Here is a 15,268-nt window from a genome sequence, read left to right as displayed (position 1 = left end):
CGCATGATCAATGCACGCTTTCACCTGAACAAGGCAATGCGCCTTGCTTTTGCTGCAGTGGTTGCAGCCATGTTTTTAGCTGGTGACCAAACCGCTGCTGCGGCAGATGACTGGTCTGTACCGCCTCCTGGGGCTGCGAATTTTTCGGATTTGCCTGAACGACCGGTGCCTTCTGAAGAAGAAGCGCTGGACTACGGGAAGGCACTTGAAACAGCTGTGGCGCGCAACACGTATTTTGAACAGGCTGAACAACGCACGGAAGACATTGCACTATCGCTGATGTTGGACCCCGAGGCTGCGTTTGCCTATATCCGCGACGAAATTCGAACTGAACCCTATCAGGGCCATTTGCGCCAACCGGATGCTGTGATGGCAGCGCGCGGGGGGAATGATCATGACAAAGCACAAACGCTGGCCGAATTGTTGCGCTCTATGGGCTATGACACCCGTCTCGTCGAAGCACCCATGACAGCGGATATGACAGAGGCAATACAAGCGGCGGCTTGTGGCCAAGTGGGACGAGGTGACGACCATGTCTGGCGGATTGCAGCGCTTCAGAGCGAAACCATGGCGCGCGTGAAGGCGCGGGCCGAACGAAGCTTTAGCGCATTGCATGATGCCCTGCCCGATGCTGTTTTACCAGATCCATTGCCGACGGCCTCCAACCAGCGCCATGTCTGGTTGCAAGCGCGCATTGGTCGGGATTGGGTGGATCTGGACCCAACACTCGCAAGCGCAAAATTCGGGGCCAAACCGCCTGTCGCCGGAGAAATTGTGACAGATCCCGTTGTGCCACACAGGGTTTCCATCACCCTGGAACTGGAGTCCCTGATCAACGGCAAGCTGCGACGTAAAAACATCCTGACTCAACGATTGTCTGTTCCGGAAATGACAGAACAGCCAGTCGCATTGTTCTTCGGTCCGGCACAAGATGGGATCGGCGGTGGTTTAAGTGATGTACTTGGAGGTCTGGCTGGCAAAGCACCGTCCATGCGCGCCATCATGACAGTCTCCGGAACGATGGTCAAAAGTACACCCTTTGCCGCGCCAGGCAATGTCAATCAGTCAACCGATCTTTTCCAGCAAGAGCAATCGGAAACAGTCACTGCAATCACATTGCATGTTCGGTCCGAAGTTCCGGGCCAGACAACCAGCGAGGAAGAACGGGTCATTCTGGATTTACTCAGCGCAGAACAGCGCCGGTCGGTCGAAGACGGTGGACTACCTGATCCCAGCGCTATTGCTGAACCAAAAATGGGTCAAAAATACCCAGCCGCACTTGAAAGCATTCGCCAGATCGTCCTTGGAAATGGTGGATTGTCGCCGCGCCTGGCAGCGCTACGCATTTCGGGGCTGCTGCTGGAACTACCCGAGACGCTGAAACAGTTGAGCGTCGGGAAGCCTGACCCGGAAGCTGTGATGTGGTACAGTTGGGTAGCAGCCAGCACTGTTGTCCTCGCCAGCGAAGAACTGATCCGTGCGCGCCCGGCCAGCGCTGGCGTTTGCATTATGGCCGCTCGACCTCGAGTGTTGATTTCTGGAATACAAACCCTGCCAGAAGGCGGAATAGTCAATTGGGTCGACTGGACGCTTGACGATATTGGTATTGCCGGAACAGTGGACCGACCCGACGCAGATGCCACAGCGCGCTTGCATCGGATATGGCATGGCGCATTGCAATCGGCTCTGGAAACAGAGGCTATTCTGACACAAAACGGCGCTCCAAACGGTTCGATTCCACCGGAAAAAGGCAGCCTCATTCCGCTCGTTGGTCAACAGCTTGCCGAGCGCGGTTTTGAGGCAAGCAAAGATCTGGAACTTGGGTTCTCTGTGTTCGCCAGTGAGGATATGTCTGCTGACACCTGGTGGCGATTGGACCCTAAGACCGGGCGGGCAGATGCGCGCGTTGCACTTGCCGGAAATGCCAGACCATTTTTCCCGAAACCCGGTGATGGGGTGGCCCGGTCCGGTATTGCTGATGCAGCCAATACGGCGGAAGGAATGGCGAAAGATCCGAAAGGATTCAAAGAAAGATTCCAACGCGATTTAAAGCGTCAGATGCGGCGTGAAGCCGAAGCAAAACGAAAGGCCGACGCGCTGCGTAAAAAATCCAAAGGTGGTACAGAATACACCATCATACTGGGAAATGTTTCGATCACAATATCAGCTCATGCAGGTGCAGGCATCGGGACAGCTATTATGCTGGCCATTGGATATGCTTTATTCGGATAGTCACAAGGCAGCAATGCCGCCATCAATTATCAAGCATGCAATTTGTCTCTATTTTTTGTGCGCGTGCTACTGCCGTTATTTCCAACAGCAATCGGATTAGGATGATGATGACCCCAATACTTTGCAAAAGCATTTTGATCCGGTTTTTCAGTATGCTTGGTCTGGCGTTGATGTGTCAGACGGCGGCGGCAGAAATGCAGCCTATCGAGAAGAACACCAAGGTAGAAGCCCTTGGCGGCATCGCGGTAGAGAACATGCTGCCACCGGACATGGTGGATGACAACGTCAGCCCGATGATGGAAGTGAATGGTACCAGTGTCAGCTTGGCCTTCTCTGATTATCGCCCTCTGGCGGAGCGGAGCATTACGGTTTATTTCTCCACTTCCCCTGTTAAAATGGAGCGTTTTTCAGGTGGCGAAGGCCTGGAAACAATTGCCGGTGTCGATTGCCGCAAGGCCGATGCAATGTTTGCGGTGGAACTGCATTGTCGTCTGAACAACCTGGTCATTACACTGTCGGCACCTGTCAAAGTGTTGGGAGACGAGAATTCCAAGCAGGAAACATGGGGCGCGCTTTCGGCCTATCTGGAGACCTTTCCGCTGGAGCAAATTGCAGCGGCGCAACAATCAGCTGGCATTGTTGCCGTAGCTGCGCCTGATCCCCAGCAAGGCGCGCAGATGCGTGTGCCTGGCTTGAAGGGCGGCACATTGGGAGATGTCCTGCCGGCCAGCATGACATCTGCACCCATATCTGTGCGCTACTCTCCGCAAAGTGTTGGCTTCATGATTACGGTAAAGGGATATGATCTGCCAACCAATGATGGAGACAAGCCGGTCGAGCTGTTCTTTGGTAATCGCGAAAATTCGGCAGACCAATTTCTTGCAAATTATGAGAAAACCGGCGAATCACCAGTCGAGATTCGGTCTCGCGATGCGTTGCGACGTGACATCGATTCAATCCCATGCTTCTCAAGTGCGGGTACGGGAGACATTCAGCTTGAGTGTTTGGCTGGCAGAGTTGTTGTCGTGCTCACCCAGTATGGACTTGATGACAATCCGGAGGCCATTGCCGATGGCTCGGCAATGGAGAAGCTGATGGCTTTCGCGAGGCAAATTCCGTTCCAGGCGATTTCGACCATCGAATTGGAATAGAGAATTACCGGCTCGAATTCGCAAAAGCATCATTGGTGTGACGGTATCACACCAGCATTTTTATGAGAGTTATTCCGCTGGTGAAATTGATGGCTCTGGCCTCGGTTTGACAGCACTCACCTCGTTTTCGAGCTTCCGCGACGACGCACCTGGAACAGCACATATCGGTGCAATAAGGCGATAGAAGACAGGCGTCAGAAACAAAGTGAAAATGGTGGCAAAGCCAAGCCCGCCAACCACAACCCAACCCACTGCTATACGGGCTTCTGCGCCCGCGCCGGATGCAAACACCAATGGCAAACCGCCAAAGACTGTGGATATCATGGTCATCATCACTGGCCGGAAACGTAGTCGCACAGCATCGCGGATGGCGCTGTCGACATCCTGACCTTGTTCGCGCAACTGATTGGCGAACTCGACAATCAGAATTCCGTTCTTGGCCATGATGCCGATCAGCATCACCAGTCCGATCTGGCTGTAATAATTAAGCGATCCACCGGTCAAGGAGATCGCCAATACAGCAGCGGCCAGACCAAACGGTACTGTCAGCATGATGATAATCGCGCTGCCAAAGCTCTCAAATTGTGCGGCCAGCACCAGAAATACGATCAGCAGCGCAACACCGAACACCAGCATGGTGCTGCTCTGGCTTTCATCCAGAGCTGCCGCCTCCGCAAGGAAGATAATGCCCATGTCAGCTGGCAAAATCTCGCGGGCGAGTTCCTGCGCACGCGCCGCAGCGGCGCTCAAATCCACCCCGGTGGCCAAATTGGTCTGAACTGGCACGGCCCGGTCGCCGCCCTCTCGCGAAAGAGTTGAGACAGAGGCCGTCTGTGTGAGCGACACAGCCGTTGAGAGCGGGACATAATTTTCGGACGCTGTCTGAACGAAAACGCGCTCCAGATCACCCGGATCATTGATAGGTGGACCAGCAGGTAACAGCCGAATGTCGACTTCCCTGCCCTCCACGATAACCGTGGCAGCTGTGGAGCCTTCGCTCATTGTGTTGATGATTGAGTTGATGGTGCTGACAGACAGGCCCAGCCTGGTTGCCAGTTCCCGATCTATGGACACAGACACCAGAGGCTGGCTTGTGTCATATCCCAGTTGCGGATTGACGAACACATCGGTTTCCTGAGCCATGGCATTGACCAGCTCATCACCCGCAACCACGATGGCATCATAGTCGTTGCCCGTTACAGCGAATTGCAATCCACGTCCCGCACCGCGAATGCCAAGGCTGTTGGGCGTGCGCACTGACAGGGTCAGTCCTGTAATCCGTTGGAGCCGCTGATTGATTTCACTTGCGATCACCTGTTGGCTGCGTTCGCGTTCGCCCCAATTCTGCAGCCTGATAATGATAAAGGCGGAAGATGAGGAACCGCGGCCAACCAGCGCAAGAACCGCCGCCATTTCACCGCTTTCAATATAAGGCTCCAAAATGGTCTCCACCTGCCGCACCTGACTGTCCGTGAAGCTGAGACTGGCACCGGATGGCGCGCGCGAGGCTATGATGAAAAAACCGCGATCTTCGCTCGGGGTAAGTTCAGATGGCAAAGTGAAAAAGCTGCTTGCGGCAAAAATGGCGAATGCGATGGCAATGCCGATAATGACAATGGGCAAACGCAGCGAGAATCCCACAATCGCTCCGTAGCCACGGGTAAAAACACTTTCGCGAGGCTGTTTGCCCTCGTCAGATTTACTCTCGCGGCCCGGATCGAGAATAGCTGCCATTGCCGGAACAAGGGTCAATGCGACGACTGAAGACAGGGTGACACAAAATGCCAGCACAAACCCGAACTCGGAGAAGATGCCGCCCGCCTGCCCCGGCAGAAATGAAATCGGGATGAAAACAGCTGCCAGTGTGGCCGTTGTTGAAATAACAGCGAAGAACACCTCGTTCGTTCCTGCAGCGGCGGCTGCGCGTGGACCCATGCCCGAGCGCCGTCTCCGCACGATGTTCTCAACAACAACAATCGCGTCATCCACCACCATTCCCGTGGCCAGAACAAGAGCCAGAAGAGAAATCGTGTTGATGGAGAACCCAACCAGCCATATGGCAGCCAGTGTTCCTGTGAGGGCAACAGGGATCGCCACAGCGGGGATCATGGTTGCACTGAAGGACCGCAGGAAGACAAATATCACGCTGATAACAATCAGAACCGCCATTGAGATCGAGAAAACGACTTCCGCAATCGACTGTTCGATGAAAATTCCATCATCCGAGTTTATAATCAGGCGAATGCCATCGGGTAATTCGCTCTGCAATTCTGCAACAGCGGCGCGTACTTCTTTCGAAATGGCAAGCGTGTTGCCAACAGACTGACGGATAATGTTGAGACCTACAGCACTTTCGCCATTGACCCGAAACAGGGTCGATCGCTCACTGGCTGTAAGTTGAACAAAGGCCACATCACTGATGCGCGTGTGGCTGTCGATCAGAACGTTGCTGATTGTTGCAGCATTAATCAGTGGATCAGTGCTGCGCATCACCACAGATTGCGCCTCAGAATCAAGATCTCCCAACGGATCAGTTGCCCGCAATGTAGACAACGCCTCCTCCACATCATCCGGCGTCAGGCCGCGCCCGGTAAGCGATATCATGTTAACATGAACCTGAAACTCGTTGACCTGATCGCCAGCGATTTCGACTTCGGATATGCCCTCGATCGTTGACACGCGATCCGAAACAGACCCTTCCGCCAACTCGGTCAGAGTTTCCAGACTGGTGCCTCCCAAAAGCGCGAGACGCATGATCGGGTCGGCATCAGAATCGTTTTTTGTTACTGTCGGATCGTCGATGTCATCCGGCAATTGCCGCAGAGTGCGCGCAACAATTTCCCGGGCCTCATTGGCGATATCATTAATTTCGACACCATCAGAAAACTCCATATTGATGCGGCTTCGCCCATAGCTGGACCTGGAGGATACGCTTTGCAATCCTTCCAGCGCTGACAGTGCATCCTCCAGGGGCGTTGTGATTTCCGTATCAATTGTCTCCGGCGCCGCGCCGTCATAGGTGGTATTAACCGACAGAACCGGTTGATCAACGTTGGGCAGTTCGCGCACATCAACAGAATTGAAGGCTGCTAATCCGGCAACGGCGATCAGCAGATTGATAACAAGCGCAAGAATGGGCCGCGCAATAAACAATTCTGCGAAGCCACTGCGTTTTTTTGGGGCGATCTCATCACTCATGAACCAGCCTCAGGCGTTTGGGTCCGATTTTGATTTTGGCCGGATGTTGCTGCAGGTCTGTTTGCGCCACCGCCAGCGCGCCGTTGATTGAGTTGTTCCTGCGTGACGACTTGCGATCCTTCACGCAGTTTCTGCACGCCTTCAATGACGATCTGTGCGCCATCTTCAAGATCAGCGTCCAGCCAGACCATGTCATTCTCACGTGAGCGCACGACGACAGGGACCTTGCTGACCTTACCTTCATTGGCGACCCACACGGTTGCACCTTCACGACTCCATGTCAGCGCCGATACAGGGACACTTGGCAGCGGGTCATTGGTATTGCTAACGAGAACGTTGACAATGGAGCCTGGTTGAAGCACGCGCCCAACATTCGCAAATCGTGCCCTTGCCCCAATCAGTCGGGTTTGCGGATCGATTTCGTTATCAAAGGCAGTGATCTCGCCTTCTAGAACAGCGCCTGGTCTGGATGGTGCTGTCACCCGGACAGGATATCCGGGTCGCAATAATTCACTCGCCCGATCCGGAAGGGTGAACTCCACTGTGAGGCTGTCGGTGTTGGTCAGGGTTACCAGTTCAGAGCCCGCGTTCAGATAAGCCCCCACCTGCACATCCGTCAGGCCAGGTGTCCCGTCAATTGGCGCAACAATGCTGCGTTGCTCCAGATCATAACTCGCCTTGTCCAGAGCAGCTTGCGCGATATCAACAGTCACCTGAGCATCTGCAAGTGAGGTGTTGGTAAGTGTTCCGGTTGACGCCAGCTTTGCATACCGGGACAGCGTCTCCTGTGCCTGTCGCAACTGAATTTGGGCGGTTCTAACAGCAATGTTCTCCAACTCATCATTGAGAGACACCAGCAATGAGCCCGCCGCTATCCTGACATTTGGGACCATATGAACTGCCGTGACGCGGCCACTGGTTTCACTGAGCACGCGGACACGTGCCTCGGCCTGCACATTGCCGAGCGCACTGAAAAGGTCCGTATAGGGTTCCACCTTGACGGATGCCATTGTGACCGTTGAGGCCTGATTGCTGCCCCTCCCGCCACGACGCTGCCCTGTCGGAGCAGCCCGCCCGCCCGGTGCGCTTGCATTGGCCTGTTCAGGTGTTCCACCACCGTCATAGACAAAGGTGAAAAAATACGTGCCACCAATCAAGGCAGCGGCGATAAGGAGGGAGAGTAAGTGTTTCATAGTGTTTTCTTATTCCGTCGCAAAGCAGTAATAGAGGCCATCGCCTCCCGTTCCGCGCAGCGCTTCAAGGCCGCACCCTCTGGAGCCGTGTGCAGCATTCCAGGAGGTCGGTTCAGCACCGCCACCCTGACGATCATGATGCCCAACCATGGCTGATCCTTCTCCGCTGCTGGTCCAGAACGAGCAGGCATCTCCAACCAGAGTGCCGTCAGCATTGGAGCCGGTCAGAATGTCGTGACGATTGGGTGAATCGCCCCGTCCGTTGACAACAGCACCGGTTTCATCAAGCGAGTTTTCCTTGCTGAGCTTATTGTTATCGCTGTGCAGATCATCAACGTTGAGGGCGACGGTGATGCCCTTGGCATTCATCCAGGGGCCTTTTCCAATGCGCTCACGTGCATTTTCCACGTCCGTAGACAAATAAGCCCGCCAGGTTTTTCCAGTCGCACCCGCTGCTTCGGCAAGCGCACCACAATGCGTGTCTGCACCCGCAAGGCCACCCAGATCTGCCCCATTTCCAGGGTTCACACTTGTTATGAAGAAGCTCATATCCGCATCTTGTGCCTGTATTTGGCTCATCGTGGCCAATATAGTTGGCAGTATGATTGTCGTTCTCAGAGCAAATTGATTGAGCATCATGTAAACCCTTCAGTTCGAGTTGCCGGAAATCAGTTGTTCAAATTCAGCACCATCTTCAATCAAGGAAATGAGTCTTACGGTGACCTATTTGGCCGCCCCCTGAACCATTCGGATCAGCACCGAATCCCGGTCCACAAAATGATGTTTGAGCGCTGCTGCGATATGAAGGGCAACGATCAAGGCAAGCGTAAAACCGGTATATTTATGCGTGTAGCCGGCAGCGCCACTCAACCAGGCAATTTCGGTCTGGGCCGGTATCGAAAACCAGTTGAACACGGCAATAGAGCGCCCATTAAAAATAGATGCAACAACACCGGAAATCGGCATGATGAGAATGCCTGCAAGCAGAGCCCAATGAGCGATCTTTGATGCGATTTCCTGCCATTGAGGCATGGTGGATTCATCGGATTCTGGAAACCCCTGTATGATACGCCACAAGACACGCCACACACCGTAGATCAGCACGAGAACACCAACTGATTTGTGAATATCGATGAGCCAACGCTTGTCTTCCCGCGCTAACCCGCCAAACTCCAGAAAAAGTCCCAGTGCAAGCATGCCAAGAATGGCGATTGCGATCAGCCAGTGATTTATTCGAGACATCAGATCATAGCCAGATGGGCTGTGCATGTTGCTATCCTTGTGACCTTTGGCGTAGTTTCTGAACTTGCGGCTTCATCTGGACTTATGGCCTCAAAGTAGCTGGCATTGTATGGTCAGTCTGGATATGTGACGCATATATAAACAACGCAACTTGTATGAATAACGCGACCTGGGGACGTTAAATGGTTTTGTCGAAAACGTTTAGATTCGAACTCACAGAAGGGATTGAAACGCATTGATCAATTCCATGTTAACATTCTAACAATGAGCATGAAAAAACAAGGCTTTTTGCTTCACCCCTTATTACATTCTGGTAATCTGGTAGAAGACAGGTTGCGCACCCGCCTGGCGCCATATGGTATCCAGCCAAGACAAGCGCGTGTTCTTGCCGCACTCAACCGCATGGGCCCTGTTTCGCAGGTCGAACTGGCACGCGAGTTTCATATATCAGCGGCCAGTATGAGCACTATGAGTTCACGCCTGATCGCGGCAAAGCTGATCAGCCGTAAGCCAAACGAAGAAACGGCGCGGAGTAATGTACTGACCCTAACGGATGAGGGTCGAAAAATGCTTATGGAAATACATCAAGCTTGGCATGACATGGATCAGATCATTGTTGAGGCATTGGGCGCTGAGCGTGCAGAATTGTTTGGCAAGATGGCGCTTGAATTGCGTAATAGTCTGGGCGGTCGCACACCGGGCGGAAAACGCGTAAAAATTGAAGATGAAGAATCTGCCTGAAACGCCCGTCTGTTGGGGCGGTCCGTTGGGTCAATGACCTGTCTGCTATCGCGCTTTTATACGCGTCCCAGAGTCCAGCGAACGATTGCGATTATCACCTCATCCATCGCCTCATCAAGCGCGAACACCGCATCTTCCAGACTGTCTGATGGTGCGAAGGCGCTGGCACTGAATTCTCGCGTCCCTGCCACTTGACCAGTCCGATCATTCACGATTTTAACAGAGATATCGATATCAGCAGACTGGGTGATGGCATCAAATTCAAAGGCCCGCAAATTCGACAGAATCTGGTAGTCGATGACCAGACCATCACCGGGTTTGCCAACAGCTTTGGCTCGGCCAGTTGCCTCAAAAGATTCCAGTATTTTCGCTTGTAAAAGTCTTGGCAGCGTATCTGCCCATTGTGCCTGCGGAAAATAATTCAGCTCCGAAGCAGATGGCCGGACGACGATTCCGGTTCCGGCAAGGGCCTGCAACGCGCTTGGTTCGACAATAAGTATTTGTCCAGCCCTGCCCCGCAGCTTTGAAATATCGGTCGGTGCAGACAGGTCGAAGGTTCGCGATGGCGGCGGCGAAATCAAAATGCAACCGGAAAGGCCCAAACTCAGCGCAGCCGCAACCAACAGTCCTGCGCCCGGTTTGCGAGCTTGCATCGATCGGCCAATCCGATGCGGCTGCGTATCTTGTTTCGTGTCAAAGGCCAAAGCCAACTCGCTATCACTTACTGAGTCTGGAGAAATACCACCCTTGCTTTTGAACAGAGATTCCCAAGAAATCAAGCGCCTGCGCCTCTTTCAGACGCAACTGTTGCAAGAATCACCCGGTTCCAGTGCATGAATCCGGAATAATTCAGCGTCTCGGCCTGCCATTGTATTCCGGGACGCCACCACTGCCTGAAATGAACTGCCGTGGATTGCTTTCCAATTGCTGCAACAAGCTATTAAAGCGACTCATCGCGCGTCTTCCATCTGCAATCAAACCGTCCAGATTGCGCAGTCCCGAGCCAGAGAAACGCGACACGCCATTGGCAATCTCGCCAATCCGCACCTCAAATGTGGAGGCTGCGCTTCGGAAACTGGACAGGGTTTTTTGCAGTTCACCCATAAGCGTTGCGCTGCCATCAGAACTCATCATCTCATCGAGTCCATCAAAAAGTGCATCCACACGGCCTGCTGCCGAATTGAGCGTCTTGGCAAACGCTGCAGCATCAGCGGTGATTCCGCTAATGCGGTCCCCCTCGCTTTCAAGACGCGTGGCAAGGCTTTTGAAGCTTTCGCTGCCGTCGCGGGCATTTTCAACAATTCCGGAGATCGCACCATTTTGATCCGCCAGATTTTTAACAAATGAACTTGCGCCTTCGACCATTGCTCTCAATTCTTCAGGCGGTATAGCAGACACAATATTGTCTATCTGTAACAGGCTGCTGTTGAGGGAGGCACCAAAGGTGTTGAATGTGGAAACTGATAGTGTGGCTTCAGAGACGAGATCTTCAAGTTTTCCAGCGGTCTGATTCAAATTATCCGTGAACCTTTGAATGTTGCTGACGGCAGTCCGCACCTGCTCTGGATTAATCGCACTGACCAGTGTGTCAGCCTTTTCGGTCAAACCTTCCAATCGGTTTGCAAGCGCACCAATTTGTGTGGCGGCTTCGGTGGTTGTCGACAGGAAACGGTCGATGCCGGGTGCATTGCTTGCCAGTGCATCGGAAAAAATCGCCGCATTCTGAATGGTTCGTTCGATCTCTGCGCCATTGGTTTCCACCAATGTATCAACCCGTCTGACCACCCGGTCTACCCGAGTCATCATATCCCGTGCAGCCTGCAGCAAGTCATCCATTGAAGACCCGTCAGCCTGCAATTGGGGAATGTCGTCTTGCAACAAGAGGTTGGGCAATTCTATGGAACCGGCCCGTAAATCCACATAGGACGCGCCCGTGATGCCGGTCGTGCCGAGTGTGATTTCAGTGTCTGACTTGAGCGGCGTGTTTTGGTCGATATCGACATCGACCAAAACCGCTTCGGGATCGGTCGGATCCAGTGAGAGGCTGCGAACTGTGCCAACGCGGATGCCGTTGAAATTGACCGGACTTCCAGCAACAAGGCCGGATACGGCTCCGGGGAAAGAAATTTGAACCGGTACGGCAGACCCAGCCTGATCCAGCCTTCCGACCCAGTAGATCATAAATACGGCTATGGCGGCCACCAACAGCGTGAATATGCCGATCAGCCCATAATTGGCCTTGGTTTCCATCGTCTACAAACTCACTCTCGACATGTCATTCTGACGTTCAATTGATACTCGCATTCAGCTTTCAAGCGACTCATTCAACCTGCGGGCACGCTTCCCACGAAAATAATCCTGCACCCATGGATCGTCAAATGCCAGCATATCCGGCAGGCCGCCCTCTACCATGACCTTTTTGTTGCCTATAACGGCAATTCTGTCACAGGCGGCATAGAGACTGTCCAGATCATGGGTCACCATGAACGCACTCAAAGCCAGAGTTTCGCAGAGTTTTTTCAACAACTCATCAAATTCTGCGGCACTGATCGGATCAAGACCGGAGGTGGGTTCATCCAGAAACACGATGTCGGGATCCAATGACAACGCTCTGGCAAGGCTTGCCCGCTTTATCATGCCGCCTGACAATTCCGCCGGGAATTTATCTGCGGCATCGGCTGGCAAACCAACCATCTCAATCTTGATACGAGCCAGTTCGTCCATCAGATCTTGCGGCAGTCGTAAATGTTCCCGCATTGGCACCTGAACGTTCTGCTTTACGGTCAGTGCTGAGAACAAGGCGCCGTTCTGAAACAGGACGCCCCAGCGGCGATCCACCGCCTCCTGCACGGCATGTTCAGCAGAATCGTAGTCCTGACCATACACTTTCACGATACCAGAGCGGCGCGGCAGCAAACCGACAATCGAGCGCAGCAATACCGACTTGCCAGTTCCCGAAGCGCCCACAACGCCAAGCACTTCGCCAGCCCTGAGGTCGATATCGAGATCTTCAAGAATAAGGCTATCACCAAACCCTACGGTAATTCCGCGTGCCTGCAAAATGACGTCGCCACGCTTTACAGACGGAAATGTAATAGGTTCTTTGGCCATAGAAACTCTGGAATTTGCGAAACTCTGGAACTGCATTATCGGATCGCCTTTGAGGAAACCCTCTTTGGCACCGATTCCAAGACTTGCATTAACCTTATGCTGGATTGGTGTTTCGTTTGCAATGAAGGCAATATTGCGATCTTGCGCCAAATCGCGCATTGAAAGGACGTCTTGATTAAACCGCGCGGAGGATATGATGAAAACAAAATTGCTTGGCCAGACTGGCTTGCAGGTTTCAGAGCTTTGTTTTGGAACCATGTCTTTTGGCGGTGATGCTGACGCGCATGAAGCTGGCCGCATGTTTTCTGCCTGCCGTGATGCCGGCATCAATTTCTTCGACTGTGCGGATGTCTACTCAAATGGCATGGCCGAGCGCATTCTGGGAGACTTGATCAAGACTGACCGTGATGAATTGATTGTTACGTCAAAATGCTTTGGAGCCATGAACGCTGACATCAATTCTGGCGGTGGCAACCGTCGGCATATCCTGCGGGCTGTGGAAGCGAGCCTGGAACGGTTGGGCACTGACCGGCTGGATATTCTGTTCATGCATCGCTGGGACAATCATGTGCCGTTGGAAGAAACGCTTCGGGCTTTGGAAAAACTGGTAGCCGATGGCAAGGTCTTGTATCTGGGGGCCAGCAATTATGCGGCCTGGCAACTTGCCAGAGCGCTTGGCATTTCGGACCAGCATGGCTGGCCGCGATTCGATGTGATTCAACCCATGTATTCCCTTGTGAAACGACAGGCAGAAGCGGAAATTTTTCCACTCGCTCTTGCCGAGAATTTGGGTGTTATTTCTTACTCTCCGCTTGGCGGAGGCCTGCTGAGTGGCAAGTATAACGCCAGCACACGCCCGGAGGCAGCGCGCCTTGTGGCCAACACCATGTATTCGGCGCGCTATGGCGAGCCATGGGTGTTTGAAACGGCAGAGGCTTTCACGGCATTATGTGAAGACAGGAATGTCCACCCGGTGTCCCTGGCGATTGCATGGGCTGCGGCCAATACGGCTGTAACCAGCCCGATTATTGGCGCACGCAATCTGGAGCAGCTTATGCCATCATTGCAATCTGTTGATGTGGAACTGGATGAAGCGCTCCATTCCGCCATATCCGCCCTTTCCCGAACGCCCGCGCCGGCAACAGATCGTCTCGAGGAGCAGACCTAGAGCAGAAACAAACCGGCGGAAAACACGCATCAGTAGCCGATAGCTGCGAAGAACATGGCAAACAACCCGTCCATGACGATCACCATGAATATGGCTTTGACCACAGAAGCTGTTGTCCTGCGCCCCAGAGACTCAGCACTTCCCTTCACGGCAAAGCCTTCTGAACAAGCAATAACGGCGATGACCAAAGCCATGAACGGCGCCTTTATGAAACCCACCAGCAGGGTTGAGAGCCAAACGGCTTCTCTCAATCGTGTGATGAACTCAATCGGCGGGATATCAGAGTAAACCCAGGCGACCATGGCTCCGCCTAAAAGCGCGAAAATATTTGCGATAACCGTCAACAATGGCACCGCAATTACCAGGGCCAGAACCCGCGGCAATACGAGCACATCGGTTGTCGACATGCCAATAACGCGCAGAGCGTCAATCTCCTCACGCATCTTCATGGAGCCAATCTCGGCTGTGAAGGCACTGCCGGAGCGACCGGCAACCATAATGGCTGTCAACAACACGCCCAGTTCCCTCAGCACAAGAATGCCGACCAGATCGACTGTGAAGACTTCAGCGCCAAAATAACGCAACTGATACGCCGATTGCTGAGCAATGATGGCGCCGATGACAAACGACATGAGCGCGATGATCGGCACTGCGCGCAGGCCCGCCTGATCCAGATGATGAACGATTGAGATTGCACGCAAGCGTTTGGGCGATACCAAAACAGCGATCAGACCAGAGATAGCCCGGCCCAACATGTTGGTTTTGGCTGACATATCATAGCCAATAGCAGCCACAGTCCGACCAAGAAACTCCATCGGGTGCCAACGAGGTGGAGCAGCAGTTTCGGTATCCACAGCAGCAGCGCTTTCAAAAACCTCATCCAGCAATACTTCCCGGTCGGGCGTCATGCCTTCTATCAACAGGTCGCTGTTGCGGTCCAAAAGGTGTTTACGAAGCCGCACCAGCAACCAGGCGCCAGAGGTATCCATTTCCTCAATCGCTGAGATGTTGGCGATCAGAGGACCCGCCTCGCTCTTCGCGACACGCTGTTCCAACTCATTCAGCCGTTGGGATAGATCGGCTGCATTTTCCAATGTCCAATTGCCTGCCGCCAACAGCTTCATGCCGTCGGAATTGTCCTGCAGAGAGACCAGATCTGGCACTGTTGTTACGCTCACATTTTTTCCATTGCGAAGTACGGGATTCTTGCACAGACTAACGGATATTCAGTG

The 15,268-nt window shown here is 53.4% G+C and carries 12 protein-coding genes; 4 read left to right on the top strand and 8 right to left on the bottom strand.

Translation table 11 applies throughout. From position 1 onward, the window contains the following. Positions 1-3 precede the first annotated feature (3 nt). Both RAL91_RS11650 and RAL91_RS11645 read left to right on the top strand, forming a co-directional pair. Positions 4-2,232, top strand: coding sequence for a transglutaminase domain-containing protein (locus tag RAL91_RS11650; protein WP_306262431.1), 2,229 nt, complete (start codon positions 4-6; stop codon positions 2,230-2,232). Positions 2,233-2,336: 104 nt separating this feature from the next. Beyond that, entirely contained in the window at positions 2,337-3,383 is a 1,047-nt protein-coding gene (locus RAL91_RS11645) for a hypothetical protein (protein ID WP_306262429.1), read from the top strand. Positions 3,384-3,452: 69 nt separating this feature from the next. Here RAL91_RS11645 and RAL91_RS11640 read toward each other — a convergent pair whose 3' ends face one another. The 4 genes from RAL91_RS11640 to RAL91_RS11625 form a co-directional block, all read right to left on the bottom strand. Further along, on the bottom strand, positions 3,453-6,581 hold the full coding sequence (locus RAL91_RS11640; protein WP_306262427.1) for an efflux RND transporter permease subunit: 3,129 nt from the start codon (positions 6,579-6,581) through the stop codon (positions 3,453-3,455). Next, entirely contained in the window at positions 6,578-7,774 is a 1,197-nt protein-coding gene (locus RAL91_RS11635; protein WP_306262425.1) for an efflux RND transporter periplasmic adaptor subunit, read from the bottom strand. The genes RAL91_RS11640 and RAL91_RS11635 overlap by 4 nt, the downstream gene beginning before the upstream one ends. A gap of 9 nt (positions 7,775-7,783) precedes the next feature. Then, complete coding sequence (locus RAL91_RS11630; protein ID WP_371932509.1) at positions 7,784-8,413, bottom strand: hypothetical protein; 630 nt, start codon at positions 8,411-8,413, stop codon at positions 7,784-7,786. 84 nt (positions 8,414-8,497) lie between these two features. Then, positions 8,498-9,043, bottom strand: a complete 546-nt coding sequence (locus tag RAL91_RS11625) for a cytochrome b (RefSeq protein ID WP_306262423.1) — start codon at positions 9,041-9,043, stop codon at positions 8,498-8,500. Between the two features lie 198 nt (positions 9,044-9,241). Here RAL91_RS11625 and RAL91_RS11620 point away from each other — a divergent pair, with 198 nt between their 5' ends. Then, positions 9,242-9,757 carry a MarR family winged helix-turn-helix transcriptional regulator gene (locus tag RAL91_RS11620; protein ID WP_306262421.1) on the top strand — a complete coding sequence of 172 codons (516 nt, stop codon included), beginning with the start codon at positions 9,242-9,244 and terminating at the stop codon, positions 9,755-9,757. 56 nt (positions 9,758-9,813) lie between these two features. Here the strand turns inward: RAL91_RS11620 and RAL91_RS11615 are convergent, their stop codons facing one another. The 3 genes from RAL91_RS11615 to RAL91_RS11605 form a co-directional block, all read right to left on the bottom strand. After that, entirely contained in the window at positions 9,814-10,410 is a 597-nt protein-coding gene (locus tag RAL91_RS11615) for an ABC-type transport auxiliary lipoprotein family protein (RefSeq protein WP_306262419.1), read from the bottom strand. 196 nt (positions 10,411-10,606) lie between these two features. Continuing rightward, positions 10,607-12,007, bottom strand: a complete 1,401-nt coding sequence (locus tag RAL91_RS11610) for an MlaD family protein (RefSeq protein ID WP_306262417.1) — start codon at positions 12,005-12,007, stop codon at positions 10,607-10,609. A gap of 54 nt (positions 12,008-12,061) precedes the next feature. Then, positions 12,062-12,868, bottom strand: a complete 807-nt coding sequence (locus tag RAL91_RS11605) for an ABC transporter ATP-binding protein (protein WP_306262901.1) — start codon at positions 12,866-12,868, stop codon at positions 12,062-12,064. Between the two features lie 196 nt (positions 12,869-13,064). Here RAL91_RS11605 and RAL91_RS11600 point away from each other — a divergent pair, with 196 nt between their 5' ends. Continuing rightward, positions 13,065-14,036, top strand: coding sequence for an aldo/keto reductase (locus tag RAL91_RS11600; RefSeq protein WP_306262415.1), 972 nt, complete (start codon positions 13,065-13,067; stop codon positions 14,034-14,036). A gap of 29 nt (positions 14,037-14,065) precedes the next feature. Here RAL91_RS11600 and RAL91_RS11595 read toward each other — a convergent pair whose 3' ends face one another. Then, positions 14,066-15,214, bottom strand: coding sequence for an ABC transporter permease (locus RAL91_RS11595; protein ID WP_306262414.1), 1,149 nt, complete (start codon positions 15,212-15,214; stop codon positions 14,066-14,068). Positions 15,215-15,268: the final 54 nt, after the last annotated feature.

Source organism: Pararhizobium sp. IMCC21322 (genome assembly GCF_030758295.1).
Lineage (GTDB): Bacteria > Pseudomonadota > Alphaproteobacteria > Rhizobiales.
Note: the sequence above shows the minus strand (reverse complement) of the source record. Positions and strands in the feature narration are given on the sequence as shown.

Excerpts from the sequence above, each read along its gene's own strand:
- RAL91_RS11645 (WP_306262429.1), top strand. The coding sequence starts at position 2,337 with ATGATGACCCCAATACTTTGCAAAAGCATTTTGATCCGGTTTTTCAGT.
- RAL91_RS11600 (WP_306262415.1), top strand. The coding sequence starts at position 13,065 with ATGAAAACAAAATTGCTTGGCCAGACTGGCTTGCAGGTTTCAGAGCTT.
- RAL91_RS11650 (WP_306262431.1), top strand. The coding sequence starts at position 4 with ATGATCAATGCACGCTTTCACCTGAACAAGGCAATGCGCCTTGCTTTT.
- RAL91_RS11635 (WP_306262425.1), bottom strand. The coding sequence starts at position 7,774 with ATGAAACACTTACTCTCCCTCCTTATCGCCGCTGCCTTGATTGGTGGC.
- RAL91_RS11640 (WP_306262427.1), bottom strand. The coding sequence starts at position 6,581 with ATGAGTGATGAGATCGCCCCAAAAAAACGCAGTGGCTTCGCAGAATTG.
- RAL91_RS11615 (WP_306262419.1), bottom strand. The coding sequence starts at position 10,410 with ATGCAAGCTCGCAAACCGGGCGCAGGACTGTTGGTTGCGGCTGCGCTG.
- RAL91_RS11610 (WP_306262417.1), bottom strand. The coding sequence starts at position 12,007 with ATGGAAACCAAGGCCAATTATGGGCTGATCGGCATATTCACGCTGTTG.
- RAL91_RS11625 (WP_306262423.1), bottom strand. The coding sequence starts at position 9,043 with ATGCACAGCCCATCTGGCTATGATCTGATGTCTCGAATAAATCACTGG.
- RAL91_RS11605 (WP_306262901.1), bottom strand. The coding sequence starts at position 12,868 with ATGGCCAAAGAACCTATTACATTTCCGTCTGTAAAGCGTGGCGACGTC.
- RAL91_RS11630 (WP_371932509.1), bottom strand. The coding sequence starts at position 8,413 with ATGATGCTCAATCAATTTGCTCTGAGAACGACAATCATACTGCCAACT.